25 protein-coding genes are annotated in these 25,640 nt (G+C 46.0%); 16 read left to right on the forward strand and 9 right to left on the reverse strand.

What is annotated here, in order from left to right; all coding sequences use genetic code 11:
- Positions 1-91 precede the first annotated feature (91 nt).
- From MKY98_RS09885 to MKY98_RS09895, 3 genes are all read right to left on the reverse strand, one after another.
- Positions 92-463, reverse strand: a complete 372-nt coding sequence (locus MKY98_RS09885) for an iron chaperone (RefSeq protein WP_029514757.1) — start codon at positions 461-463, stop codon at positions 92-94.
- 202 nt (positions 464-665) lie between these two features.
- Entirely contained in the window at positions 666-1,196 is a 531-nt protein-coding gene (locus MKY98_RS09890) for a GNAT family N-acetyltransferase (protein ID WP_029514756.1), read from the reverse strand.
- A 270-nt stretch (positions 1,197-1,466) separates the two neighbouring features.
- Entirely contained in the window at positions 1,467-2,501 is a 1,035-nt protein-coding gene (locus MKY98_RS09895) for a C40 family peptidase (protein ID WP_029514755.1), read from the reverse strand.
- Positions 2,502-2,754: 253 nt separating this feature from the next.
- Here MKY98_RS09895 and MKY98_RS09900 point away from each other — a divergent pair, with 253 nt between their 5' ends.
- Positions 2,755-3,906, forward strand: a complete 1,152-nt coding sequence (locus MKY98_RS09900; RefSeq protein ID WP_069011380.1) for an iron-containing alcohol dehydrogenase — start codon at positions 2,755-2,757, stop codon at positions 3,904-3,906.
- Between the two features lie 95 nt (positions 3,907-4,001).
- Here MKY98_RS09900 and MKY98_RS09905 read toward each other — a convergent pair whose 3' ends face one another.
- Positions 4,002-4,598 carry a TetR/AcrR family transcriptional regulator C-terminal domain-containing protein gene (locus tag MKY98_RS09905; protein ID WP_029514753.1) on the reverse strand — a complete coding sequence of 199 codons (597 nt, stop codon included), beginning with the start codon at positions 4,596-4,598 and terminating at the stop codon, positions 4,002-4,004.
- Positions 4,599-4,844: 246 nt separating this feature from the next.
- Between MKY98_RS09905 and MKY98_RS09910 the strand changes: the two genes are divergently transcribed.
- From MKY98_RS09910 to MKY98_RS09930, 5 genes are all read left to right on the forward strand, one after another.
- Positions 4,845-5,966, forward strand: a complete 1,122-nt coding sequence (locus tag MKY98_RS09910) for an NADH:flavin oxidoreductase (RefSeq protein WP_069011381.1) — start codon at positions 4,845-4,847, stop codon at positions 5,964-5,966.
- A gap of 212 nt (positions 5,967-6,178) precedes the next feature.
- Positions 6,179-6,601 carry a MarR family winged helix-turn-helix transcriptional regulator gene (locus MKY98_RS09915; RefSeq protein ID WP_039274799.1) on the forward strand — a complete coding sequence of 141 codons (423 nt, stop codon included), beginning with the start codon at positions 6,179-6,181 and terminating at the stop codon, positions 6,599-6,601.
- 78 nt (positions 6,602-6,679) lie between these two features.
- Positions 6,680-7,261, forward strand: a complete 582-nt coding sequence (locus MKY98_RS09920; RefSeq protein WP_069011382.1) for an NAD(P)H-dependent oxidoreductase — start codon at positions 6,680-6,682, stop codon at positions 7,259-7,261.
- A 387-nt stretch (positions 7,262-7,648) separates the two neighbouring features.
- A complete protein-coding gene (locus MKY98_RS09925; protein WP_069011383.1) occupies positions 7,649-8,086 on the forward strand; it encodes a MarR family winged helix-turn-helix transcriptional regulator in 438 nt (145 codons plus the stop codon).
- Between the two features lie 21 nt (positions 8,087-8,107).
- Positions 8,108-8,938 (forward strand): DegV family protein, encoded by an 831-nt coding sequence (locus tag MKY98_RS09930; protein ID WP_039274794.1) that lies wholly within the window; start codon positions 8,108-8,110, stop codon positions 8,936-8,938.
- Positions 8,939-9,184: 246 nt separating this feature from the next.
- On the opposite strand, the gene MKY98_RS09935 is transcribed toward MKY98_RS09930, so the two are convergent.
- From MKY98_RS09935 to MKY98_RS09945, 3 genes are all read right to left on the reverse strand, one after another.
- A complete protein-coding gene (locus tag MKY98_RS09935) occupies positions 9,185-9,925 on the reverse strand; it encodes a BclA C-terminal domain-containing protein (protein WP_397376022.1) in 741 nt (246 codons plus the stop codon).
- A 555-nt stretch (positions 9,926-10,480) separates the two neighbouring features.
- Positions 10,481-11,707 (reverse strand): MFS transporter, encoded by a 1,227-nt coding sequence (locus MKY98_RS09940; RefSeq protein WP_069011384.1) that lies wholly within the window; start codon positions 11,705-11,707, stop codon positions 10,481-10,483.
- 69 nt (positions 11,708-11,776) lie between these two features.
- Positions 11,777-13,804, reverse strand: a complete 2,028-nt coding sequence (locus tag MKY98_RS09945) for a beta-galactosidase (protein ID WP_029514746.1) — start codon at positions 13,802-13,804, stop codon at positions 11,777-11,779.
- Between the two features lie 138 nt (positions 13,805-13,942).
- Here MKY98_RS09945 and MKY98_RS09950 point away from each other — a divergent pair, with 138 nt between their 5' ends.
- The 8 genes from MKY98_RS09950 (at position 13,943) to coaD (ending at position 20,956) form a co-directional block, all read left to right on the forward strand.
- Entirely contained in the window at positions 13,943-14,779 is an 837-nt protein-coding gene (locus tag MKY98_RS09950) for an AraC family transcriptional regulator (protein ID WP_029514745.1), read from the forward strand.
- Positions 14,780-14,972: 193 nt separating this feature from the next.
- Positions 14,973-16,790 carry an APC family permease gene (locus MKY98_RS09955; protein WP_029514744.1) on the forward strand — a complete coding sequence of 606 codons (1,818 nt, stop codon included), beginning with the start codon at positions 14,973-14,975 and terminating at the stop codon, positions 16,788-16,790.
- Positions 16,791-16,928: 138 nt separating this feature from the next.
- Entirely contained in the window at positions 16,929-18,047 is a 1,119-nt protein-coding gene (locus MKY98_RS09960) for an acyltransferase family protein (protein ID WP_069011385.1), read from the forward strand.
- A gap of 171 nt (positions 18,048-18,218) precedes the next feature.
- Positions 18,219-18,851, forward strand: a complete 633-nt coding sequence (locus MKY98_RS09965; RefSeq protein ID WP_069011386.1) for a hypothetical protein — start codon at positions 18,219-18,221, stop codon at positions 18,849-18,851.
- Positions 18,844-19,359, forward strand: a complete 516-nt coding sequence (locus MKY98_RS09970) for an accessory gene regulator ArgB-like protein (protein WP_029514741.1) — start codon at positions 18,844-18,846, stop codon at positions 19,357-19,359. Before MKY98_RS09965 ends, MKY98_RS09970 begins: the two co-directional genes overlap by 8 nt.
- 5 nt (positions 19,360-19,364) lie before the next feature.
- Positions 19,365-19,487, forward strand: a complete 123-nt coding sequence (locus MKY98_RS09975; protein ID WP_023988155.1) for a cyclic lactone autoinducer peptide — start codon at positions 19,365-19,367, stop codon at positions 19,485-19,487.
- 313 nt (positions 19,488-19,800) lie between these two features.
- On the forward strand, positions 19,801-20,442 hold the full coding sequence (gene rsmD / locus MKY98_RS09980) for a 16S rRNA (guanine(966)-N(2))-methyltransferase RsmD (RefSeq protein WP_029514740.1): 642 nt from the start codon (positions 19,801-19,803) through the stop codon (positions 20,440-20,442).
- Entirely contained in the window at positions 20,435-20,956 is a 522-nt protein-coding gene (coaD, locus tag MKY98_RS09985) for a pantetheine-phosphate adenylyltransferase (protein WP_029514739.1), read from the forward strand. The genes rsmD and coaD overlap by 8 nt, the downstream gene beginning before the upstream one ends.
- Here the strand turns inward: coaD and MKY98_RS09990 are convergent.
- Positions 20,919-22,202 carry a nucleoside recognition domain-containing protein gene (locus MKY98_RS09990; RefSeq protein ID WP_069011387.1) on the reverse strand — a complete coding sequence of 428 codons (1,284 nt, stop codon included), beginning with the start codon at positions 22,200-22,202 and terminating at the stop codon, positions 20,919-20,921. The genes coaD and MKY98_RS09990 overlap by 38 nt on opposite strands.
- 197 nt (positions 22,203-22,399) lie before the next feature.
- Between MKY98_RS09990 and MKY98_RS09995 the strand changes: the two genes are divergently transcribed.
- Positions 22,400-23,431 (forward strand): YlbL family protein, encoded by a 1,032-nt coding sequence (locus MKY98_RS09995; protein WP_029514737.1) that lies wholly within the window; start codon positions 22,400-22,402, stop codon positions 23,429-23,431.
- On the opposite strand, the gene MKY98_RS10000 is transcribed toward MKY98_RS09995, so the two are convergent.
- A complete protein-coding gene (locus MKY98_RS10000) occupies positions 23,421-24,656 on the reverse strand; it encodes a nucleotidyltransferase (protein ID WP_069011388.1) in 1,236 nt (411 codons plus the stop codon). The genes MKY98_RS09995 and MKY98_RS10000 overlap by 11 nt on opposite strands.
- Positions 24,657-25,012: 356 nt before the next feature.
- Between MKY98_RS10000 and MKY98_RS10005 the strand changes: the two genes are divergently transcribed.
- A complete protein-coding gene (locus MKY98_RS10005) occupies positions 25,013-25,531 on the forward strand; it encodes a YceD family protein (RefSeq protein ID WP_029515015.1) in 519 nt (172 codons plus the stop codon).
- Positions 25,532-25,640: the final 109 nt, after the last annotated feature.

Genomic DNA, 25,640 nt, shown 5'->3' on the forward strand with positions numbered 1-25,640 from the left:
ATGAGATTTCGAAGGATGGTAGAGGGGGTGAGAAGAAAAACACTTATTTGTGATGCTCGGTGTATAGTTTTACGAGAAAAGGAACCTTTTTTTATTCCCGCCAAAAGGTTGAACAGTCTGCCTTATCCAAAATATTAAACTCGATCATTTTCTCAAGTAATGAGAAATCAACTGGACTATCCCACTGGATACGTACCAACTGCTTGGTGTGATCATAGCCAGCCTGCACAATTAACTCAGAAAAATGATTAATCCCTGCCTTTTCAGGGGCAACGGCCAAATGATGTTTGGCTACGCTAAAGCCAATAATAAATGTGCTGTGATCCGTAAACATAGGCTGATTCCACGCAATTTTTGGCATTAAATTTGGAAATTTCTTGGTTACCCAAGCCAATACTTCTTGCGTTCGAGCCCGATGTTGGGGGTTATCAATATGCGCTAAATATTCTGCAAAAGCTTCCATGTTGTTCCCTCCTTAATTAAAAATTGTATCGTTCAGAGAAGTTCCTCGAACCTATTTGTCGTTAAAACTCCTCATAGAATGGCTCAGACACGTTCTTAACAACACCTATTTCCAACGATATATATTTTCAAACTAGATAGTCAAAATGGTTTACTATCAATTTATCGCAGCAACATGCTTCCCAAGATGTAAACAATACCTTTTATGTCCTGTTATATTCCTCAGAAAGAATAGAGTACAAATATGAATCGTGAAATTCGCCTTTGTAGTACCAGTGTTCTCGCATTATACCTTCACGTTGCATTCCGATCTGTTGCATAATCTTCTCAGAAGCCTTATTTTCTGGACGACATGTTGCATAAATACGATGGACATCAAGTGTGCTAAATCCAAAGCCTAGCAGGGCTCGTGCCGCTTCTGTTGCATAACCCTTTCCTTGATAATCTGGGTTTAGAATATAGCCCATTTCTGCATTAGTATCTTTGACATGAATACCAACACCGCCGATCAGGATTCCAGTGTTTTTCAGACATATGGCTAGTTCGTAGTCTTGTCGTGGCATTTCCTGCTGTGAGGCTAGAACTTGTTCTATATATGCCTTTGTATCTTCTTCTGTATTGGGTCCCCATGCTGTGTGCCTAGTAACTTCAGGCAATGACGTGTAGGTATGTATACTTCCCCAATCGGATGTACAAATATCACGAATGATGAGCCGTTTTGTCTCAAATTGCATAACGATTCCTCCTGTCTATAATTAGCATACATATTCGTGTTTTTTGCACATTCTATTAATCCTATTTAAGCAGATCTGATGGGGAAGATCCAAGATTTTGAGAGAAAGTGCTAGAGAAGAGGATCGAATTACTTGTTGAACAATGGGAACGAATCAATACCTTTTGCCACCTGAACGCAAACCGCAAGGGAGGCGTCCGGCAAAAATGCAAACAGAAAATATTGAATGTGGTACTGGAATAGCCCGCTATTATTAGCCATCCAGTTTGTCTTAAAACAGCCTGCGGGCTGTTACGAAACGATTCTGCCATTTACCATCAAGCGTGTCAAAATGAACGCCACGTTCTTTGGAGAATGTATGCAACAATTTGTTGTTCCCTGCATAAATAGCCACATGGCCGATCTCCAGGCCGCGTGCGCTGAAGAACAGCAGGTCGCCTTTACGTAGCTCGTTTAGCCCGACCTTCTGGCCTTCTTTAGCCTGATCGTAAGAGACACGGGGGAGGTCGATGGAGAGCGTATGTCGGAACACTTCCCCCACAAAAGAAGAACAATCAAAGGTCGATGTCTGGCCGCTTGCTGCGCCGAATTCATAAGGAGTACCAAGGAATTTCTCTCCGTAGGCGATGAGTTCATCTCCCTGCCGTTCCACCAGGGATGAGCTGGTATAATCGCTGTATTTGGGTTTAGCCGATATGTATCCGGTCAGGTTGTCTTTAGTGCGCACTTCCAGCCAGAGGGCATTGATCTCACGGATGACATGAACCTTTTCGTTGGCTGGAATAAGCCGCAGGGAAGGGGAAGCTCCCGACGAATCCGGTTTGCTGCGCAGGTTGACTCCCGAAAGAACCGTTGTAAAAAAATCGTTACTGGAGACAATCCGAATCGCTCGGGTCAGGGCATCCCACTTCACTGTGCTCCCAAGTGCCTCGCTCACAAAACGTAGTGGAATCATTGTGTTGCCCTCAACAATTTGTCCAGGAACATTCAGGGACAGCGTTTTGCCGTTTAAGGTGGCAGCAAGTTCCCCCATACGGTAGGTCAGCACCGCTTCATTTTTGGTAGCTGTTACGGTTTTGCTGGATGCGTTCCAGGAAAGCTCGGCTCCTTGTGCCTCAAACAACTGGCGCATCGGGACGAGCGCTGTTCCTTCTAGCAGCAGCGGCTGGGCAGCAAGCTGAAGTGGGCGGTCATCTACATAAACGGTCGTCACCGGAGTCAGCGGTACCGACTTCGCATACGACGGGTTTGCTTGGAGCAGTGATACTGCTAGCAGAGCTAGCAATGCTTTCTTGTTGATTGTCATGCTGTCATCACCTCATTGTGAATATGTTCATCTAAGTTGTACGAGGCTTCCTCCGATTAGTTGTGTACCAAATATTGGACTGATTCGAAAAACGTAAACAAACAAAAATAAAACCAATAAATATCTGTGTTTAATTGTTGACACCAAAATAAAATAAAGATAACATTATATATGTGAAATATTTCACTTTTGAGAAATACCCTTATATTTAGCGAGGCAACAAGAAGTGAATCCTTTAGGAGGCCGATTTTATATGAGCGCACATGTATTTTTTGTACCATCTATCAATCTTATGGGAACAGGCTGTTTGCAAGAAGTTGGGCCGTATATAAAAGAACTGAATTTAAACAAAGCTCTAGTCGTGACGGATAAATTTTTGATGAAGAGTGGTATTGCAGGCAAGGTTACATCTTTGCTGGATGATATTGGATTGAACTATGCGGTATACGATGAAGTAAAACCAAATCCGACCTGTAAAAATGTACATGATGGTGTTCAGTTTCTGCAAGAAAATGAATGTGACTTTTTAATTTCGATTGGCGGAGGATCACCACAGGATACGGCTAAGGGAATCGGCATTATTGCCACCAATAGGGGACATATAACCGAGTATGAGGGCGTTCATAAATCCAAGCATAAATCGCTTCCTATTGTCGCCATTAATACCACAGCAGGAACATCTGCTGAAATCACGATCAATTATGTCATTACGGACGAAGAGCGCAAGGTCAAGATGGTTATGGTTGATAAGAATAGTGTAGCTACGATTTCAGTAAATGATCCTGAACTGATGGTAGATAAACCCGCCGCATTAACGGCAGCTACAGGGCTAGATGCTTTGACCCATGCCATTGAAGCTTTGGTTACGCCAGGTGCTTATCCTGTAACGGATGCAACTGCCTTGGCAGCAGTAGAAATTATTTTTAAACATTTAGCTCGTACAGTGAGAAACGGTCATGATATAGAAGCGCGTGAGCAAATGGTATACGCTATTTTCTTGGGAGGACTTGCATTTAATAATGCCGGATTGGGTTACGTTCATGCGATGGCGCATCAGCTTGGCGGCGTTTACGATTTGCCTCATGGTGTTTGTAATGCCATGCTGCTGCCAATCGTGGAGGAGGAGAATGCCAAGCATGTACCGGAGAAGTTTCGTGCCATCGCTAAAGCCATCGGTTTTGAAGATAAGGGGAAAACGGATAAGGAATGCGCAGACTATGTAATCCAAAGAATCAAAGACCTGTCGAAGGAAGTAGGGATTCCTTCCAAACTTTCTGAACTAGGTGTAAATGAAGTGGATTTGGATCTGCTTGCCGAGAACTCAATGAAGGATGCTTGCGCTCCGGGCAATCCGTTTATACCTAGCAAAGAACAAGTTATCGAGATGTTTAAGAAAATTCTTTAAATAAAAGAGGCAATTATTTTACTAAATACTATAAGGGCTGTCCCAGGAACTGATCGAAGTATACTGGGAACGGCCCTTTTTATTCGCATTTTCTACTAAGAGATTTGTGAGACTAGAGATAAGACAACCCCATTGAAGATTAAAGGCACAGCTCTCTCGGCTAAATCTGTAGGAGACTCTTTTTTTCCTTCCACATTCCAGCGAAAGGTTACACCATAAATGGACCAGCTTAAAATGGTCGCGGCAAGTTCTAACGTTCTTTGGTCTGTATTATTGGCTTCTCTTGTTATGAGTTGAAGTATGAATTGCTGTAATTGATTCTTAATATGTTCTTCCAGGATCGGTGCCACTGAATTATATTTATGAACGCATTGGTTACTTGAGTCGTGATAGTCACATAACGAAAGAATAAGTTTCTGAATGATCTCCTCCGACAAACGTGCCTCAGCATCAATCCTCTTGATAACATACTCCAAAAATGCATCTGACAAAAGGGTTTCAAGCAGTGCATATTTATCTTGAAAATGTGCATAGAACGTGGCGCGGTTAATGGTGGCTTTTTGGGTAATGTCATTGATCGTAATCGTGTAGAAGTCTTTCTTATTTAATTGGTCAACGAATGCGTCGAGAATTAATCTACGTGTTCGAATGACGCGAGGATCGTTTGGGTTGGGTGAAGTTACACCAGGCATCCTAAAGACACTCCTTTCAGGTAAATCAAATGATTCCCCCATTATAAACATGTGTTGTTTTGTCAACAAGTGAATTTAGATATACAACAATTTCATAACCCTTTTGGTTAAGCAACAGAATGAACATTTTGTCGGTTGAATGATAAATTAAACATTGCTAACATTTCACTTGCACCCCGTTTGATGATGCACGAGCCTTATATATAATCCTTTAAAAGAATAAAAGAAAATGAGGAGGTACAATCCTTGAGTAATCAACCGCAAAATGTTCATTCAACAGAAGCTTTATTTCAACCTTATACCATTCATAATCTAACCCTACAGACTCGTATTGTAATGCCGTCAATGGGCCGCGCTTTTTCACCAAATGGTGTGCCAGGACCGGATGTAGCCGCTTATTATCGCCGTCGCGCAGAGAATGATGTAGGTCTTATTATTACTGAAGGCGCAGTGATTGACCATCCGGCTGGAACAAGTGAGCCGAGGATACCTAATTTTTATGGGGAAGCGGCTTTAAACGGTTGGGCTGAAGTGGTCAGACAGGTTCATGAAGCTGGTAGTAAAATTTTCCCACAGCTTTGGCATATGGGGATGGCTCGTCCTTTGGGATCTCAGCCGAATCCCGAAGCGCTATCGATTGGTCCATCGGGGCTGGATCTGGAAGGCAATAAAGTGACCGAGCCGATGACAGAAGAAGAAATTGTCAAGGTCATTCGCGCCTATGTCGATGCAGCTGCGAATGCGAAACGACTGGGCTTTGACGGCGTTGAAATTCACGGAGCGCACGGCTATCTGGTTGATCAATTCTTTTGGGAGAAAACGAACCAACGTACGGATCGCTATGGTGGCGATATCATAAAACGTGCTCAATTCGCCATTGAGCTTGTGGAAGCTATTCGTGCTGAGGTTGGCCCTGACTACCCTATTGCCATGCGCCTATCCCAATGGAAAATGAATGATTACAACGCAAAGCCGTTCGATACACCGGATAAACTGGAGCAATTCCTGAATGTATTAGTAGAAGCGGGCGTGGACATCTTCCATTGCTCGACACGTCGCTTTTGGGTACCTGAATTTGAAGGCTCCGATTTGAGCTTTGCCGGATGGGTGAAGAAGCTGACTGGAAAAACTACGATTACGGTTGGCTCTGTAGGTCTGGATGAGGATTTTGTAAGTTATATCGAAGGGAAAGGGGCAGGACACCAAGATATTAATGAACTTCTGGAACGGCTCGACAACAATGAATTTGATCTGGTAGCTGTTGGGCGTGCGCTTCTGGGCGATCCTGCATGGGCTACGAAAATACGTGAAGGCCGAATTCATGATCTTCAAACCTTTACACCTGAGGTACTTCAAACGCTCAACTAAAACATATCATACTTCGAATACCTCTTTATTTCATAAATAAACACTGTAAGCCAAAATACTCAAAGTCAGGTAAGGAACTTTGGTATTTTGGCTTTTTTATGCGGCTGCGATAGTAGTCCATCATGAAACATTATAGATTAAGTCATATTTGCTTTTAGTTCAGACTGGTATCAATACTTGATATATATAGATATCTATGTAATAATGTTTGTATGTTAAAAAATAATGCAGCTGCACTGATAGGAACCATTAGAGACTCGATCAATAAATTGATTGTGTCTGAGCTCGAATCGAATGGAATTGAAGGGATTGTTCCTACTCATGGCGGAATCCTAATGTTCCTTTATCAAAACGACGGGCTTTCCATTAAGGAATTGACGCAAAAAATTTCTCGTCAGCAACCCACGGTCACTGTCTTGATCGACAAGCTAGTGAAGTTGGGATATGTCGAAAGAAAAAAAGAAAGGGAGGATAGCCGAGTTACCCTGATATTTCTGACCGATAAGGGAAGAGAGATAGAGCCTGTATTTGAGATGATCTCCAATAGATTACAAGAAACCATCTATGGTGGTCTCAAAGATGAAGAAAAAGAACAACTGGAATATTTGCTGGAGCATGTCAAAAACAGATTATAAATTTTTTTAAGTAAATGTATAGATATCTATATTAATATTAATATCAAAATAACAATAAAACATCTGGAGGTTATTAAAATGAAACATCTTATTATCTATGCTCACTCAAACGCAGAAAGCTTCAATCACGCGATACTCGAAACGGTTGTAAATACCTTGAAAGAAAAAGGTGATGAAGTCGTTGTACGCGATCTTTATGCCCTTAATTTTCAACCTGTATTAAAACCTGAGGATACTGCCGCTATGAGAGCAGGGCAAACTCCGGCTGATATTAAATTGGAGCAGGAATACATCTCACAAGCGGATACGATTACTTTTATTTCTCCCATTTGGTGGACAGGTCTTCCGGCTATCCTGAAAGGTTACGTTGATCGTGTATTTGCATACGGCTTTGCATATACGGCTGGTGCGGAAGGGATTAATAAGCTGCTTACAGGTAAAAAAGGTTTTATCGTGAATACACATGGTACTCCCAACGCAATCTACGATGAAATCGGTATGACCGCAGGATTGAAGATCACATCCGATACGGGAATTTTTGATTTCGTTGGAATTGAATCCGTCGGTCACTTGCTGCTTGGAAGTATCGGCTACCTTGATGAAGATGGCTATAAAGGGCTGCTAAAGCAAGTCCAAGATACGGTTAAAACGGTGCTGTAAAGTCAGTTCATTTTCTCTTAGAAACGTAAGACAGTCTTTAAATGATGAGGTCAACCCGTATTTAGTGGTTGGCCTTTTCTTGTAAATGTTAATACTTCTCTAATATAGTCCAAACAACAATCTCATTTGGAGCTGCTCAAATCCCCCTTTTCCTTGAAATTCTATGATATAACACATTTCCAGAACCTCATAAAATAAAACACTCCTTGTTGTCTCCTCTGGGTGTCTCACAGTCCACGGTATAAAACCTCCTGTTACTGGACATTCAAGGGGGGGATAAAGTATAAAAATTCACAAATATTTCATTGTTATTATCGTGGGCAATTCATTATAGTACATAGTATTAATAGTTAACTGTATGTATTATGTGTGTTGCGGAGGTTCACTATGAAAGATTATGAACTAAGGGACGAATTGAGAGAATCCGTTAACCGGATTTATGACATGGAATTATTCAGTAGCCTGACGGAGCTTGTTCAGGGGGAAAACCATGTGCTTCAATATTTAGTTCAGCATCGGGATGATGAAGTTAATCCTTCCTTGCTCAGCGATGATCTGCATGTATCCAGATCAAGAATTACGGCAGCGCTTACGGGATTAAGGAAAAAAGGCTATGTGACTATGGAAATGTCAGAGCATGACAGACGACGAATGTGTGTAAGGCTCACAGTAGATGGTGAATCCTTGATCAGACAGAAGCAAGAGAGAATTGAAGGTTATTTTGAAGCGCTTGTAGTAGGTTTGGGTGAGAAGAATGTGAAGGAATTTATACGGTTAATTGAGCTTTCTTTGAGTACTATGAACGCTCGTTCTATTGAAAAATAACATAATGTGAGGGTGTACCGGGTGAGATATAAAATAATAGCAGATAGTTGCTGTGATTTAACGAGAGAGCTTAGAGAAGAGATGCAGATTACTACGATCCCGTTAAATATGACGCTGGGAGATAAATGCTTTGTAGATGATGACACATTGGACTTACCTCAGTTTATGGAAGAAATGAAAGCCTGTACAACCAAAATAGGATCCGCATCACCGTCACCTATGCTATATAAGGAAGCCTTTCAAGGTGCGCATACTTCTTTTGCCATTACATTATCCAGCAACCTGTCCAGTTCGTATTCCAGTGCATTGGTAGGAAAAGATATGGCGGAAGAAGAGGGGGCGGATGTTCATGTATTTGATTCGAAAAGCGCTTCGGCTGGACAGCTCTTGTTAGCTCTAAAACTGCGCAAGTTGATTGACGAGGGATATCATAAAAGCGAAATTATTTCTTCCTTAGAGAGCTTTATCAGCAAGATGAAAACCTACTTTGTTTTAGAAAATCTGGATAATTTGGTTAAGAACGGGCGGATGAATAAAATCACTGGAAAGATACTTTCACTCTTGCATATCAGGCCTATTTTAGGCTCGGATGGTGACGGTAATATCGCATTTTTTACTCAAGCACGCGGCCAGAATCAAATTATCGAAAAGTTGGCAGATACTATTGAAAAAAGTGGCCGGGCTACCGAAGGAGAGAGCATTGTCATTACTCACTGCAATAATCCTGGGCTGGCGGAAAAATTAATGAATGCGCTGAAGAAACGCTATCAATTTAAAGATATTCATATTGTGTCCACCAGAGGGATTAGTTCAATGTATGCCAATGACAAAGGTATTATTATGGCGTTTTAAGCTATAGAAGTGGACTGTAATGATGACTGCCCATTGGAACAAGAATCGAGATTGGTAGTAATGTATGGAATGGAGAAGGTAACCCCTCTCCTCCCGCTCAAGCGACAGGGGTTTTAAGGAAATTCCATGGTTGCAATCCATGAAGAAGTGAATAGATTTTCTGTCATTGGCCCAAGCGGGAACAAGCTGATGTTTGATCTGAACAAATGAGCCGTTAGTAGTAAAATAAACGGGATGTTTCCAGATCTAACTTAATCTTTTGATAACCACAGAAGCGTTTACGTTGGCTTGGGTACCTCCAGCTAAAGTTTGGAGGGTAACCGCAGCGGCAGAACTATGATTTCTCAGGGTAAGAACATCACCGGATGCCAGAGCGATGATGGCTTGCCCTGTATTTTGCTGTGTGCCAGCTCCTGAGCCGTATATGGTTCCCGCAGCAAGGGTTCCATTAACAAATATTGCGAATTGACTTGGCTCTACACCCGATACTGAAAAATTAACTTCATAGATCCCCGCGTCAGTTACTGCAATCTGTGTAGTGCCGGGAGCATGTGTAATACCAGGTGTAAGTATACCGTTCGTATCGAAAATGACATCCGCTTCTATCGGAACGACTTGAGCACCTAAGTTGTAAATATAACCAAACTGTGCTATTCCACCTGCGGCTCCAGTAGCTCCAGTAGCGCCGGTGGCCCCCATCGCTCCAGCGGTACCCGTAGCACCAGTGGCACCTACCGCACCCGCAGGACCTGCTGGACCGATAGCACCTGCCGCGCCTGCAGGACCTACAGGGCCGACTGGTCCAGCAACGCCCGCAGGACCTACTGGTCCTACTGATCCAGCAACGCCCGCAGGACCTACAGGTCCTACAGGTCCTACTGGTCCTACAGGTCCTACTGGTCCTACCGGTCCTACCACACCCGCAGTGCCTACAGCCCCCGCTGCACCCACATTTCCGGCAGCCCCAACGGCGCCCGCAGTACCCACAGCCCCCGCTGCGCCAACATTTCCGGCAGCCCCGACAGCCCCAGCTGTACCTACGGCACCCGCTGCACCTACGTTACCTGCTGCACCTACGTTACCTGCTGCACCTATAGCTCCAGGAGCACCCGTTGCACCAAAAACATCTTGAGGGATATTTACACGGACGATTTGCTTTTTGACGACGATTTCCTTACAAAAGCACTTTCTTTTCGAGTGGCACTTTCTTTTCGAGCGGCCTTTTCTCTTTGGGGGCTTCTCATCAAACTTTTTTTCTAACTTATCAAACCAGGCACGGACAAAAACATTTTTTTTACGGCCTTTTTTTCGTTTTAATTCAGGATGACCCAATACAAACACCTCCATATGGTTTGTTGTATACTACTCCATTCATCTAGAGGAGGCATGGATATCTGTCCTGTGATTCATAGGAAACGATCTATTTTGACTAAAAACAGGCTACTGTACAAGGTACATTCGTCTAGTATGTAAAAAAAGCACCTTTGAATGTGCACTTGGATGACAACCAAGGACAGACAAAGGCACCAGTAGAGGTGTATATCATGATGAGGCGGTTTGAAGCCGCTTTTTGCGCACATATAGGGCGTACAAGATGCCCCCAAGCAGGCACAGGATACATGTGAAGCCTGCCAGCAACCACGCCGATGAGACTGCTCCACCACGATCCATGCTATTTCCGAGCCATAAAGGCAGCAGAGCTCCCCCAACTCCACCTGCGCCTATAAGCAGGCTGGTGGTAGATTCTTCGGTGCCTGGCATCATTTTGCTGGCAAAAACAAGTGCGATGGAAAAAATGCCCGACATGCCCAGCCCCAGCAGTGTGATAAGGACAAAGGCAACGGTAGTTCCCTTGGTCAGTGGGAACACGCATAGCAGCACGGTCGCCGCCAGCGAGCTTAGGGCTACAAAGACACCATAGCCGTACCGATCAGCAATACTTCCTGCGAACAACCGTCCGGTAGCCATTGCTAGCCAGAAGCAGGTGACACTGAGTGCTGCCTCCGCTTGAGTGAGGCCCAGCCGTTCGATGAACATGGAGGGCAGGAAATTAGCTAGGCTCATCTCTGTTCCTACATAGATAAAGAAAAAGATGATAAATAGTGTAAGTAGCTTCCGATTGCCAATAGGGTTACCTTCAGAAGCCTTCTCCGTGGGTGACTTCAGTGAATTAGTCGAACGCTTAAGGCTGTTATCTCGGTGTTCCTGTGGGTCCAATACAGCGTCCAGCGGGCCGAAGGACCCGCGCAACCAAGCTATAATGGTCACGGCTGCAAACATGGAAATGATGGGAAAGGCCAATCGCCACCAACCGAGAGCGATAAGTTGGCTGGCGATAGCGGGCATAGCCAAAGCGCCAATCCCAAAAAAGACTTCCAGACGGCTCATCGCCGCGCCCGTTCCTTGAGTAATACCGCTGATAATAATCGTGCCAATGAGTGTTTCTACCATGCCGAAGCCAAACCCCGCTGCTGCACCGACGACATATAGCCAATCCCAAGGCGGCAGCAATGAGTATAGCACTTCAGCCGCGCACAGCAAAAGCAGGGCGAATACCAGACTTCGGCGTTTGCCGAAACTTCGGGCAAGCCACGGTGACAGCAGGACTCCAACCAGAAAACCGGAAAATTGAGCGAAGATTAGACTACCGCCATCCGTATAGTTTCTACCGTAATGCTCTAACAACACAGGCAGTAGGGAGCCTACAACCACGTGTGCCAGGCCGATTAAAAAATAAGACAAGCTGCCGATCCATAGCAGTCGTTTCATGATGAACTCCTTTGATACCTAGATTATACTCATGCAGCAAAGTGAACTGTATGTGTCAAATCTGAGTGATTATGATAGCTCCAGTACTTGAAAGCCGTAGCCTTCAATAGAAATATCTCCTTCCAGGTATTTACCGCTGATTAGCTCATTCCCTTTCTGATCATCCAGATGATATTGCTGCGTCTGGGCGTTATGATTCAGAATGAACAGATATGATTTTCCATCTTTGGTCCGTACAGTGGTTTCTACACCCGCAGGAGCGCGCAGCAGGGATGGAATCCCTTTTTGCTCACAAATGTAGCCCAGCAGGCCATCAAGGAAAGTCTCTTCAGGATCTGAAGCAACGTACCATGCCTCGCCTTGACCGAAACGATTGCGTGTCAGCACTGGCATGCCCTGATAGAAATCATCGCCGTATTCCGCCAGCACCTCGGCACCTTCGCTATGCAACAGGTCGCAGAGCAGACCACATTGATATTCACCTTGTAATACGCCCACCTTTTCTTTTAATACAATGCGATTGTATGATTCCGGCAGAAGCGCGTCAATTTCCTCCACCCAGATCCCGAGCAAGTTACGCAGTTTACCAGGATATCCTCCGGTTGTGACCAAATCGTTTTCATTTACAATGCCACTGAAAAAGGTCGTTACGAAGGTGCCTCCATGCTCTGTGAATTGTTCCAGCTTCTCGGCGGTACCTGGCTTGACCATGTAGAGTACAGGCGCGATAATGAGATCATATTTCTGGAAATTTGCATCAACGGAAATCAGGTCTATCTGTACGTTGCGCCGGAAGAGGGTCGCATAATACTTATGCACCTGATCCACATATTTCAAGGCGACAGAAGGACCGCTTGATTTTTCCAATGCCCACCAATTATCCCAATCAAACAAAATGGCTACTTTGGCATTGACGGTCGCGTCAAGTAGCGTGTTGCCTAATGCGCCAAGCTCACTGCCAAGCTGTGCCACCTCGCGAAATACACGTGTGTTCTCATGCCCGGCATGCTCAATAACAGCCCCGTGGAATTTCTCACATGCGCCGATTGAGCGGCGAAGTTGGAAGAACATGACCGTGTCCGCGCCATGCGCGACTGCCTGATAACTCCATAACCGCATAACGCCGGGCCGTTTAAGCGAATTATACGCCTGCCAGTTCTGCTGGCTCGGTGTTTGCTCCATCAGCATAAAGGGTTGCCCATCCTTCAAGCCGCGCATCAGATCGTGTGCCATCGCGGTATAGCTTGGCGGGGTATTAGCCGCAGGATAACTATCCCAAGATACAATATCCATGTGCTTAGCCCATTTAAAATAGTCCAGTTGTTTGAAAAATCCCATCAGATTGGTCGTTATCACGGCATGGGGAATATGTTTTTTAATCGCGTTGTATTCCAGCAGATAGCAATCCAGCATACTGTCTGAATTAAAACGTGCATAATCGAGGGATATGCCCTGAAAGGAGGAGTGATTTTCTCCCCAATGCTCGCTCAAATTATTTGGTGGCACGATTTCATCCCAATCATAGAAGGTATGACCCCAGAAGGAAGTATTCCACACCCGGTTTAGCTCTTCCAGTGATCCGTATTTTTGCTTGAGCCACACCCGGAATGCGGCCGCACAGTTATCACAATAGCAATCCCCACCGTACTCATTGGACACGTGCCACACGAGGATCGCGGGATGGTTTTTGTATCGTTCTGCAAGTTGGCCAGCCATCTGCTCCGCAAATTTTCGATACGTAGGACTGTTCGGACAAGAATTGTGGCGACCACCGAACTTCCGCTTCCGTCCGTCAGCGTCCACCCGGAGAACGTCGGGGTAGCGAGTAGCCATCCAAGCAGGATGCGCTGCCGTGCTAGTAGCTAGACAAACGAAGATATCGCTTTCATAAAGACTGTCAATCAATTGATCCAGCCATTCAAAATGATATGTGATTTCGTCGGATTGAATTTTGGCCCATGAGAATACGTTGACCGTGGCGATATCAATCCCTGCCTGCCTGAACATCCGTAAATCTTCCTGATGCGTGGCCTCATCCCATTGTTCAGGATTATAATCTCCACCGTAAAATACTTTAGGTAGTTTACTGCTTATCATGCCAATCACCTCTGTATATAAGAATAATTCTATCTTATAATACAAATAACTGCTTTTAAATATAATAAAATGAACGTGTATATAACAATATGGATCTACATGAGAAATACATACCCGCATACGCCGGAGGTGCTTTTTATGATTTTAACTCCCCATCATTTGCGATTTTTCCTGACTACGCGTGAGCACTCTTTACCCCTTTTTATTGAAAGTATCGGATTTAACAGCAGGCAGGAAGATGTGTCCCGTCCAGAGGGCTATCCGTGCTTTCACTGGATTCAGACGGTGTCTGGTGAAGGGATGTTTACATTTAAAGGGGGGACCTTTCGTCTGGGGGAGCAGTCTGGAGTTCTGCTGCTACCTGGGGAATCCCATGCATACAGACGGGCGACCAAGGTATGGCGAACGTTATACATTACATTTGACGGCCCCATCGCCGCTGCTGTACTGACTGCACTGGGGTTGAAGCATACGCGTGGGTATCATTGGGACCCGGATAGCGAGCTGCACAGTTTTGGGGAAACGATGCTTCATTCCATGGTTAGTGAACGTGATTTGTCTGGATTAGATGCTTCGGCCAATATGTATCGTTTTCTGACTCTGCTGCGTAAACATGGACAACATAGCTCGATGCCTTCCCTATCCCATAATGTGGAACGATTAACCCCTGTACTGGCCTTTATGGAGCAAAATTATGCCAGTCCAGATGTGGGTCTAGGCGATATGGCAGTTATGATGAATGTCAGCTCCCGTCATTTAAATACATTATTTAAGCAAGCGTTTGGTGTGACTTCGTATGCTTATCTGATTGTGATTCGGCTGCGGAAGGCCAAGGAAATGATGGCGGAATATCCGCAATTAACAGTAAAGGAGATTTCGGAGCGAGTGGGCTTCCGAGATACCAGTCATTTTGTGGCAACTTTTCGCCGAGCTGAAGGAATTACCCCGGAAAGGTTCAAATTACTGTATACATAAAGGTATTTTATCGAAATGCTCTTTCTTACTCGGGAATGCTCTTTTTAGGGAGCATTCCTTATTGTTTTTTTCAGGAAGAGGGAGTATAAAATAATAGTTCATTTGTTTCATCAATCTGATGTGCAGGTGACATAATAAACATAAGATCCATAATTCTTTTGCAAAACCCTCATCCAAAGAAGGAGTCAACGAAATGCTGAGCAAAGTCAAAAGATTATTAATCGGTCGTCCGCGAAAGTCGACGGCCCTTGAAGATGAGAAGCTGAATAAGCTCAAGGCACTGGCCATTCTGTCCTCAGATGCCTTATCCTCTGTAGCTTATGGAACGGAGCAAATTCTGCTGGTTTTAATTACAGCCGGCTTTGCTGCCCTATGGTATTCCATTCCTATATCCATTGCGGTATTGGGTTTGCTGATCATTCTGATCCTGTCTTATAGACAGACCATTTTTTCCTATCCTGGTGGCGGAGGAGCGTACATTGTTGCACAGGACAATTTGGGAAAGAGTCCGAGTCTGATTGCAGGCGGTTCTTTGCTGGTCGATTATATTCTGACGGTAGCAGTTAGCTCATCAGCAGGTACAGATGCCATTACATCGGCGTTCCCATCGTTACATGATCATCGGATCGCCATTGCTCTAATTATGATCATCTTTTTGACGATTATGAACTTGCGCGGAGTAACAGAATCTGCCTCAGTGCTGGCTGTACCGATTTACTTATTTGTTGTTGCCATATTTGTTTTGATTATTAGCGGTATCATTCATTACGTGGCAGGGGGAGCTCATGCTGCAGCACCGCAATTTGGAGCTACGGTATCCAACGTCAGCCTGTTCCTGTTACTGAAGGCGTTCAGCTCGGGTTGCTCGGCGTTAACTGGGGTAGAAGCTGTCTCGAATGCCATTCCGAACTTCCGCAAGCCAGCTGCCAAAAATGCAGCAACTACACTAATGATGATGGGTTTGATTCTCGGGTGTATGTTTATCGGAATCAGTTTGCTGGCTTATTGGTACGGTGTTCGTCCTAATCCGCATGAAACGGTCATTTCGCAAATTGCGAACGCCACTTTCGGGCGCGGTGTGATGTATTACATCATTCAGGGCGTGACGGCGCTCATCTTGTTTTTGGCGGCGAATACAGCCTATTCGGCCTTTCCATTGCTTGCTTTTATGCTCGCGAAGGACAAATACATGCCGCACATGTTCATGGTTCGTGGAGATCGGCTCGGATACTCTAATGGTATTTTGTTTCTGAGTATCTTCTCGGCATTGCTGGTCATCGTATTTGGCGGCAACACAGAAAATCTGATCCCGCTTTATGCGGTAGGGGTATTTATCCCGTTTACCCTTTCACAGCTTGGTATGATGATTCGCTGGATCAAGCTCAAACCGCCAGGCTGGATCGTCAAACTTGCTATTAATACGGTTGGGATGCTGACCACGCTGTCGATTACGCTCATCTTTATCTTCACCAAGTTTAGCCAGGTGTGGGTAGTCTTTATCTTCCTGCCTTTGGTTCTGTATTTCTTTATGAAGATCAACAGGCATTACAAAAATACGGCTGAACAACTGCGCATTGATATTACCAAGGATAAACCTATGGTGAAAGGCAATACGATTATTATTCCGGTGGCAGGCATTACGCGAGTCGTCATGAATACGATCAGCTATGCCAAAACCTTGTCGGACAATGTGGTAGCCGTATATGTGGGTGTGGATGATGATGCAATTCGCAAAATGGAACAGAAATGGGAAGAGTGGGATGTCGGTATACGTTTGGTCGTACTGAAATCCCGTTATCGCAGCATTATTAATCCGCTTCGCAAGTTCATCGATACAGTAGAGTGGAAAAAAGCAGACGAGGACCATATCACTGTTCTCATTCCACAATTCATCACCAAGCACTGGTGGGAAAATATTCTACACAATCAGACCAGCTTACTGATGAGAGCTTATTTAATTAATTATAAAGACGTGATCGTAACGACCGTACCTTTTCATTTAAACAAATGACAAAATGAACATCTTTTGGCCGCATTTCTTTGCGGTCGGAAGGTGTTTTTTTGCATAACGAGGATATTTACTTTAGTGATACATTTTGTGTATTATAGATACAAAATGTATCATTTGAGGCTGTTATGGAGGGATACGATGCCCGAAGCTAAGGGGAAAATGGAAGATGACAAGCTGCAATTTGTAGATACGCTAAGGGCGCTGGCTATTATTGGAGTTTTACTTGTGCATGTCAGCCAGCATGTGGACGGATTAAACGGTTGGTTGCAAAAAGGCTTGAGTATAGGAGCCAAAGGTGTCGCTTTATTTTATATGGCCAGCGCTTTTACGCTATTTTTGTCCTTAAGCAGACGTTCGGGTAACAAGAGTGAAAGAATTTCAGCTTACCTGATGCGTCGTTTTTTTCGGATTGCTCCTTTGTATTACGTGATGTTAGGAATCTATTTAGTTGTGAACGGGACAGGTCCACGATTTTGGCTTGGGGATCAGGAGGGAGTCACTGCCGCCAATATCGCAGCTCATGTCCTGTTTTTGAATGGTCTGAATCCGTACTGGATCAACAGCATTATCGGTGTGGAATGGTCCATTGCGGTGGAATGTATGTTTTATCTGTTTATCCCTCTATTATTTAAGCTGATCCGATCCGTCCGCCATGCGACGTGGTTTGTCGTGATGGCGCTTGTGGTAAGCTTGGGGCTAAATACGGTAAGTGTTCAATATCCATGGATTAGTGATCACTCTTTATGGGGGCACTATCTGTATTTATGGTTTCCGAATCAATTGCCTGTCTTTGGGCTAGGTATATTGTTGTTTTTCATTTGGAAAGACGAGCGGCATTGGAAAAGTATAGACCGAGTCAGTGGAGGTTTGCTGCTTGTTTCTGTGCTATTTTCATTTTTAGAAGGCATGACCGATGTTCTCATAGGTGTCGGGTTGCTGCTGGGAGCGTATGCTTTGTATCACTGGCAGCCGATATGGCTGCTTAATCGGGTATGGTCATGGATCGGCCGCCTTAGCTACAGCATGTATTTAACGCATATGCTGGCTCTGGGACTAATCGTACAGGTTAAAATACCTTTTGCTCCCCTAGTCAGCCTCACACTTATGTTTATCATGACGTTGCTAGTCACCATCGGACTATCTTGGTTTACCTACTCGTGGATTGAACAGCCCGGTATCCGTTGGGGGAAAAAGCTTATATCACGTATGAAGCCTGTGCGCAAGCAGGGAGATTCGGTCAAAGAAAGTGTTGCCTAAGCTACAACTTGAAGTGGCATCCGATAACATTTGGTTGAAGTGCTTGAATAAATTTATGAAATAATTGAAAAGACCTCTTGAAAAGTAGCTCCCAGCCCTTTATATTCGATGTACATCCAAGTTTTTGAATACACCGATGAGGTTTGTTGGAATTGTAAAGGAGATGCACGCATGCTTTTGAAGCCAATCGGCTTTTTGCTTTTCTCCACACTTGAGGGAGTCGCTGTTTTTGCGCTTATTTTGAGTATTTTTAAAGTTAAAATGACCCCTTATCTATGGCAGGCCATTTTTGTTAACCTGATTATGAATATGCAAAGTTATATGCTTAGAGAAGAGTTTTCCCTTTCGTATTTGGTGCCTGTCGTAAATATGCTGCTTTTTATTTTTTTACTCGCTACGGTCGTGAAGATTCCGATTGTGTGGTCCGGTATTATGACGGTTACAGGTTATTTTGCATATGCCGTTGTTCAGTCGGTACTCTTAAAAGTCATGTTCGGCAATCTTCCGGTTTCTGAGCTGCAGGATGGGTCCTTGAAGGGCTATCTGCTACAAGTGGTAAGCGCAGCAGTAGGACTGCTTATTTCATTGATGTTGTCTCGAAAAGGGATCGGCTTTTCCCCTAATTTCAAGAAGCTTAAGTTCAAAGAGGAATATGGCATTGTCATCACGCTGATTATCCTGTCTCTCATTTCAACTTCTATTGTGCTCTACTATAACGAGGTATGGTTAAGTATGATATTTTTTGCACTGGTTTCGGGATTTTTCATCTATTATGCAATCGGAAAGGAATACCGGGATGATTGAAGCGATGGCTTTCAAACTTGCTAACCAGATCAAACGTACTGTGCCTGATCATCCGGCCTCTGTCGCGGTACTTAAATACGCACTTGCTCTCATTCTGAATGCGTCCCTGATCATTGTGTTGACACTATTCGCCTCATTCTTCACGGGGCGTATGGTAGAGGCTGTTACGATTCTCGTCGCTTTCGCCCTACTGCGCCAAATGTCAGGAGGCATTCATTTGAAAACGGGCATGACATGTGTGTTGGTGACCTCAGCAGCTTTTACTTACATATCCTGCATTGCCTTAAATAGTGGGTGGACAAACCTGTTTACCGGAATAGCTCTCATTTTCGTTTTATGTTTTGCCCCGTCCAGAATTGAAAAGCAGTCGCGCATTCCAGTACGGTTTTATCCCTTCTTGCGGCTGTTATCCTCCTTGCTTGTATGTACTAATTTTGTAATCGGTTCCTCTGTAGTGGCTGTTGCTTTTTTGGTCCAAAGCCTAACATTGATCCGGGGAAGGAGGTGAGTGGAATGATGAGAAAAATGGTATATGGGTTAGCCACATCGTTGTCTATGTTTGCTACATTTGCTGTATCAGTGGCGAGTTACGTGTATGTTTATCAAGGGGATACACCCGAGGAACTACTGAAATAAACAAAATGCCGAGATAGAAAAATGATACATAGAGCTGCTATTAAGCAGCTTCTTTTTATGCAAAAAAAATCAGGCGCTCCATTTAAAGAGCGCCCGAATGGGAGAGGAGAAACCGGACGAAGAGCTTATGGGGAAACGTAAGTCTTCTCCGCGGTTGTCTACGACATTGGTTGAATGCCGATATCCTAAGGATGCCCAGGGAATGGTTTTTTATACCTGCCTCATCCTAAGTTTTTCAAACGGCGGTGCATGTGGTACGATAGCGTCATAATCTATGGTTATGAACACATATAGAAAATAGGTGAGTTTCAGCGTGAGAGTGGTATCAGGTAGTGCCAAAGGAAGGCCGTTAAAGGCAGTTCCCGGCACAGGGACGCGGCCAACCACGGATAAGGTCAAGGAAGCGCTATTTAGCATGATAGGTCCTTATTTTGATGGGGGAGTCGCACTTGATCTGTTTGCTGGCAGTGGCGGCCTAGGTATAGAGGCGCTTAGCCGGGGGATGGACAAGGCTGTTTTTATTGATATGGAATCCAAAAGCATTGATGTCATTAAAGAAAATTTGCGAAAAACTGGATTGGAAGGACAGGCTGAAGTGTTCCGCAATGATGCCGGACGAGCGCTCAAGGCGCTGGCAAAACGTGGAGCTCTTTTTGATGCTGTTTTTCTGGATCCGCCCTATCGTCTCAAACACGGAGATGAATTGATGAGCCGTATGGTTGAATTGAACTTGCTTCGTTCAGATGCAATCATCGTGCTGGAGTATGAATCGGGACATGAATATCCGGAAAGCTTCGGGCCGTTCGAACAGGTTAGAAAAGCAGTCTATGGGGAAACGGCGTTATCCATTTATCATTTTGCAGCCGATGCTTTATCGGATGTCGAAGAACATACAGAAGCCGGAGTGGTCAAGTTCGGCATCATCGAATCAGACGGGGAGGACCATCATGATTGAGCACAAACCACGTATTGCCGTATATCCGGGAACCTTTGATCCTGTGACAATGGGGCACCAGGATATTATTCAAAGAGCAGCCAGACAGTTTGATCTATTGATTGTCGCGGTTCTTAACAATATTAGTAAAAATCCGCTGTTTTCACTTGAGGAACGAATGGAGCTGCTGCGAACGGTAACTCGCAATATCCCGAACGTTGAGGTGGACAGCTTCCGTGATTTGACAGCTAATTATGTACGTCAAAAAGGGGCCCAAGTTATTGTCAGAGGAATCCGGTCGGTGACTGATTTTGAATATGAGCTGCAATTAGCCTCTACAAATCATAAGCTGAACCCGGATGCGGAAACGATCTTTATGATGACCAATCCGGCTTATTCATATCTGAGTTCCAGTATGGTGAAGGAAATTGCGCATTTTGATGGCAAGGTTGTAGATCTGGTGGCACCGGAGGTGGAAGACGCGCTGCGTGCAAAGGTCAACGCAAATCGCGGCGGCTCCACCATGAAGTCATAAAGGAAAAGGCCAGCAGGGTAACTATAATTGTACCCAGCAGCGCAATGGACAGTACGGTTAGTTGCCAGGGGTACATAGATGTTCCTTCTATTTGTGTTAGTAAGCTGCTGGCTTCGGCCATGACAGGATGCGTGCCGGATTCATTTACGCTTTCCGCAAAAGAAGACACAGAACTCCGACTGACGTAAGCGGGAATTGTATTGCTGACGATGCGGTTAAGCGGGACCCATGTCGCCAAGGTAAGTCCAAAAGCAATGATCCCATGGAGCACTCGTGACAAGGTGAAGGTGATACCCTTGTCGGAAGGTCTGGTGACGGCGGTAATTTGAAGCCAGCCGCACAGGCCGCCCCAGCCCAACACAGCACTGATCAGCGCTGCTTGTGTACGGAGATCGTAGGGCAGACGGCTGGTTTCATAGGAACCCAGATGGATTTCCATCCAAGCAGGCCATATGAAAGAAAGCGATCCTTGGCCTGTGTATATGGACAGCAGTCGAATCAGTACGGAAAAGAAAATAATGAATCCACCTGTCACCATCAGCGTCTGTACAGCATGGGATACGGTTTCGCCCAACAGTTTTCCGAAGCTGCGGCCGTCCCGTTCTCTGGCAGAACGGGTAGCTTCCCATGCGGATCGGATCAGGGAGGGAGAAGTACGGGAAACTGAGGTGCGCCGAAGGGCAGCTGGCGTTTCCCGTTTTTGCAATTCTTTGGACGATACAGGTAGTCTGGCGGTGATCCAGCCTGCCAGCAGCCCGGAAATCCAGTGAACGGCAAGTAACATCACGCCTACGGCAGCATTGTGCAGTAGCCCTGTCCCGATGACGAGCAGGATGGTAATCGGATTGCAGAAATGAGCGATGGCGGTTAGACGTCGAAGCTGAAGCGCGGTCATATCTTCCTGTTGTGACCATTGGCGTACTGCTTCCGCAGCAGCCGGGAATCCCGCGGTCAGGCCGAGGGCCAACACCCAGCCACTTCGTCCGGGTAGACGGAACCAGAATCGCATAAACGGCTCCAGCAGGACACCTAGTCCATGTACTAGACCAAAGGCGATGAGCATTTCGGACAGCATCAAAAAAGGTAGCATAGCTGGGAAAATAATACTCCACCATAGCTTAAGGCCTTGAGTAGAGGCTTGAAATACTTTTTCTGGTGAGGCGACAACAGCCAGTACAAGCAAAATGGCTCCGAGGCCAAGCAGTACGGTTGTCCAATAAGGAGCGGAATGGGCTTCCTTTTGCATCAAAAAATTCACCTCTCATAAATATGCTAAGGAGAGTCGGATGCTATCTCCAGCGTTTATTCACGTTCGTTGTCTTGGGATAGGTTGTTCGTATACGTTGTCGTAAATAATGTATGCTTTTTTGAAAGGCTTGAGAACAGGTGCACAGAGGCACTTGGATAAGATGGGAGAAGTTAGGCTGGAAGGGGGGAGAAGCAATGAAACGAATAAACCGGAAAAGAGCTTTTTTTACAACCGGTTATGTCTTAATGCTGGCTGCAATGGTCTATGTGCTGGTCTATATGCCAACCCCTTATCTGATCTACGGACCAGGTGGGGCAAATGAGATCAAACCGATGGTTAGAGTCCGGGAGGGTGACAGCATCGAACGGGGGGCCTTTATGATGACGACGGTATCGGCGCGTTATGCCAATGTTATCATGTTGGGTCTGTCCAAGTTGGACCGCAATTCGGAGATTCAGCGCAAAGAGGATCGTCTGCATGGAAAAAGTGAAGACGAGTATGCGGCAGAACAGTTATGGTATATGGGGGATTCCCAATCTTCCGCGATGGAGGCTGCCTACACCCGTGCCCATGTCCCCTATCGCATTGTGCCGGATTACGTGTATGTATTTAAGGTCCCGGGATCGAGCAGCGTGTTTGACCCCGGGGATGAAATATTGGAGCTGAACGGCGTGAGGGTGACCGATAATCGTTCCATTCGGAAGGCTTTGGAGGACGAAAAACCGGGAATAATGGCTAAAGTGAAGCTAAAGCGCGATGGAAAGTTGCTGTCCGTGCAAGCTCCTTTAACGACCATTACGGACAGTGAGACGGGCAAGCAACGTTCCGGATTTGGCGTCAGTATTGCCACGGTACAGAAGGTAGAGCCGAAGGATGGACGTAAAACGATTCATTTTACATCTACGGATGTTGGCGGTCCTTCGGCAGGTTTGATGTTTACCATGGAAATCTATAACCAACTGACACCAGGTGATTTGAGTAAGGGATATCGTGTAGCCGGTACGGGTACCATTGATAAGGACGGTCAGGTTGGAGCGATTGGTGGTGCAAAGTATAAAATAGTTGCTGCTGACCGTCAGGGTGCGGATTTGTTTTTCGTCCCTGCGGATAATTATAAAGAGGCCAAGACCAAAGCTGAGCAAATTGGAACCCGGATGAAGCTTGTTCCGGTTCGCAAACTTGGCGATGCGCTGAATTATATGGAAAAGCTGCCCATCAAACCATAATGGGCGGTCGCAAGTAATCAGCATACATGTCGCGGATGGCGGGGCGTGGCATCCCGGCTGCATGTATGGCGGCTGCGGCGGTATCCCAGTCCAGATGAGGATGTGATCCGGTAGACAGCTTGACCCATACCGGAAGGGTAGCTGTCTGCTTCATACGTGCAAGCAGTTCGCGTCCAGCCCTGTTAAAGCCAAGCACGCGGATATAGCCCGGACCTTTCGCCAGCTCAGCCGGAGTCATATCGGCTTTGGCATGATTCAGCAAAATATGTGCACACATCCGCTGAAGCTTCGTACGAGTATAGCGCCTTGTCTTGATCGCGGCGAGCAGGGCCTCCACAGAGGGCTGGGGCAGCGTGTACAGCGATTGTCGCAGACGATGCTCCAGCCCTTCGGTGACCTCGTGCAGCTCCGCCAGCTGCTGCGAGCTACGTGTGATCAGGGCGTTCAGCAGCGGCTGGCTGAACGCTTCCCAATGCAGCGGTGCGCGTCCGGCTTGCCACTCGCGCCGCAAAATCCCCAGTGTCGCCGCAGGTATGTATGGCGACGCGGCCTCCGGCCCGCCGTCCAGCAGCAGACGGCGAATGGCCGTGGCACTGGCGATGACTCCGTCCGCAGGGGCCACGGCTTCATGGTAGCCCGATCCCGTGCGGGCTACCGTGAAGGGCTTGATTGTGCTGCCCAGCCGTTCCAGCGCAATCAAGTAATGCAGCCCCAACGTATTGTTGGGCTGCTGCATGAGGGCGGCGAGCGCAGCGCCGTCCGCTCCTTCGGCCGCGAGCGCGGCTGCGGCTCCCGCGTAGGCAGCGGGATAGCTCGCGCCGCTACTCAGGCGCTGCGCGATGCCGGCCTTGAGCTCGGCCGGCTCTGCCGCCAGCACGCGGACCAGCGCGCGCAGCGGGGCGATGTCTCCGCTCTCGCTGCCGAAGCAGAGCGCGTCTACGATGCCTGTCGCATGGAGCAGGGCGATTGCTCCGCGGGCAAACCATTCTGCAGGCTGGACGGCATAGGCCACAGGCAGCTCCAGAACGAGGTCCACACCCATGGCGAGTGCCATTTCGGTGCGGGACCATTTGTCTGTAATCGCGGGTTCACCTCGCTGAAGGAAAGGACCACTCATCACAGCCACTGTGCGCTGTGCACCAGTGATGCGAAGAGATTCCTCCCAGTGATGGACATGTCCGTTATGCAGGGGATTGTACTCTACAATCATACCGAGTGTTTTCAAGACCGTATGTCGGCTCCTTTCTTATAGTAGCTTATTGGATAACTATTTTGACAATAATGGTTAAGTACCCGTGAATGATTGTTTTCAGGGCAGCTATACTGATTTTTCAGCATCGGCATGAACAAGACCATTGAGACCTGGACGAAAAAGCTTTATACTCGCATTATTGTACACGAAGAGTGGCGGGGGTACGAATACTCATCAGTACATGTTTAGCACAATGCATTTTTGCTTCTGCATAAAACTTGTCGAACCATTGGAAAACCGGTGGATTTGTGAGTGGTGTAAAGTGAAAGGTGTTGACAAACGACTCGATCAGTCGGTATAATAATTTTTGTTTGTTTGGAGTGATAGTGATGCAACTATTTTTTCGCAAAGTAGCAACAAGTGACGGTCCTTTTCCTATCCGTGAATCTCTTAATGTGAGTGAATTGGTGGATGATCGTGCTGATGTTACGGCCGTTTCCCCGCTGGAGACCGACTTGGTCGCCGTTAGTCTGGGTCAAGGGTTGATGAGCGTGGAAGGCACGTTGACCGCAGGTCTGGACATGCTCTGCTCACGCTGTTTAAGCCCGATGCACGAGGATTTAAAGATTGAATTCCGTGAACGGTTCAAGCAAACCTCTTCGAGTGTTGAAGAGGAGGATGAAGATGGCGATTTTATCGCAGTGACGGAGGACTCCTTCGACATTGCACCGTATTGTGAAGAACTGTTTGTACTGCATGTGCCGTTTGCGCCTTTGTGCAGTGAGGATTGTCAGGGAATCGCACCAAAGACCGGACAAAACTGGAGTATTGGCTCCGATGACAGTAGCGATGGCGATACGGAAAAGATTGATCCGCGTCTGGCAGGGCTTAAGGATTTTTTTAAATGAGAATTGAGTTCAATTCTGAAAAATCATCATCCGCTTGTGCCGGAAAGTTACAGAACCGATGCGTGGATGTTGCAGGCTTGATTCACCGGCTGTAAGATAATTGCTTCTG

The sequence above is a fragment of the Paenibacillus sp. FSL M8-0228 genome (genome assembly GCF_038007385.1).
In the GTDB taxonomy this organism is placed as follows: Bacteria; Bacillota; Bacilli; order Paenibacillales; family Paenibacillaceae; genus Paenibacillus; species Paenibacillus polymyxa_D.

Bases quoted from the DNA above. Each gene is read 5' to 3' on its own strand.
- MKY98_RS09895 (WP_029514755.1), bottom strand. From the start codon at position 2,501: ATGACAATCAACAAGAAAGCATTGCTAGCTCTGCTAGCAGTATCACTG.
- MKY98_RS09890 (WP_029514756.1), bottom strand. From the start codon at position 1,196: ATGCAATTTGAGACAAAACGGCTCATCATTCGTGATATTTGTACATCC.
- MKY98_RS09925 (WP_069011383.1), top strand. From the start codon at position 7,649: ATGAAAGATTATGAACTAAGGGACGAATTGAGAGAATCCGTTAACCGG.
- MKY98_RS09960 (WP_069011385.1), top strand. From the start codon at position 16,929: ATGCCCGAAGCTAAGGGGAAAATGGAAGATGACAAGCTGCAATTTGTA.
- MKY98_RS09975 (WP_023988155.1), top strand. From the start codon at position 19,365: ATGATGAGAAAAATGGTATATGGGTTAGCCACATCGTTGTCTATGTTT.
- MKY98_RS09965 (WP_069011386.1), top strand. From the start codon at position 18,219: ATGCTTTTGAAGCCAATCGGCTTTTTGCTTTTCTCCACACTTGAGGGA.
- MKY98_RS09900 (WP_069011380.1), top strand. From the start codon at position 2,755: ATGAGCGCACATGTATTTTTTGTACCATCTATCAATCTTATGGGAACA.
- MKY98_RS10005 (WP_029515015.1), top strand. From the start codon at position 25,013: ATGCAACTATTTTTTCGCAAAGTAGCAACAAGTGACGGTCCTTTTCCT.
- MKY98_RS09885 (WP_029514757.1), bottom strand. From the start codon at position 463: ATGGAAGCTTTTGCAGAATATTTAGCGCATATTGATAACCCCCAACAT.
- MKY98_RS09955 (WP_029514744.1), top strand. From the start codon at position 14,973: ATGCTGAGCAAAGTCAAAAGATTATTAATCGGTCGTCCGCGAAAGTCG.
- MKY98_RS09920 (WP_069011382.1), top strand. From the start codon at position 6,680: ATGAAACATCTTATTATCTATGCTCACTCAAACGCAGAAAGCTTCAAT.
- MKY98_RS09940 (WP_069011384.1), bottom strand. From the start codon at position 11,707: ATGAAACGACTGCTATGGATCGGCAGCTTGTCTTATTTTTTAATCGGC.
- MKY98_RS09915 (WP_039274799.1), top strand. From the start codon at position 6,179: ATGTTAAAAAATAATGCAGCTGCACTGATAGGAACCATTAGAGACTCG.
- MKY98_RS09905 (WP_029514753.1), bottom strand. From the start codon at position 4,598: ATGCCTGGTGTAACTTCACCCAACCCAAACGATCCTCGCGTCATTCGA.
- MKY98_RS09995 (WP_029514737.1), top strand. From the start codon at position 22,400: ATGAAACGAATAAACCGGAAAAGAGCTTTTTTTACAACCGGTTATGTC.
- coaD (WP_029514739.1), top strand. From the start codon at position 20,435: ATGATTGAGCACAAACCACGTATTGCCGTATATCCGGGAACCTTTGAT.
- MKY98_RS09970 (WP_029514741.1), top strand. From the start codon at position 18,844: ATGATTGAAGCGATGGCTTTCAAACTTGCTAACCAGATCAAACGTACT.
- MKY98_RS09990 (WP_069011387.1), bottom strand. From the start codon at position 22,202: ATGCAAAAGGAAGCCCATTCCGCTCCTTATTGGACAACCGTACTGCTT.
- MKY98_RS09945 (WP_029514746.1), bottom strand. From the start codon at position 13,804: ATGATAAGCAGTAAACTACCTAAAGTATTTTACGGTGGAGATTATAAT.
- MKY98_RS09950 (WP_029514745.1), top strand. From the start codon at position 13,943: ATGATTTTAACTCCCCATCATTTGCGATTTTTCCTGACTACGCGTGAG.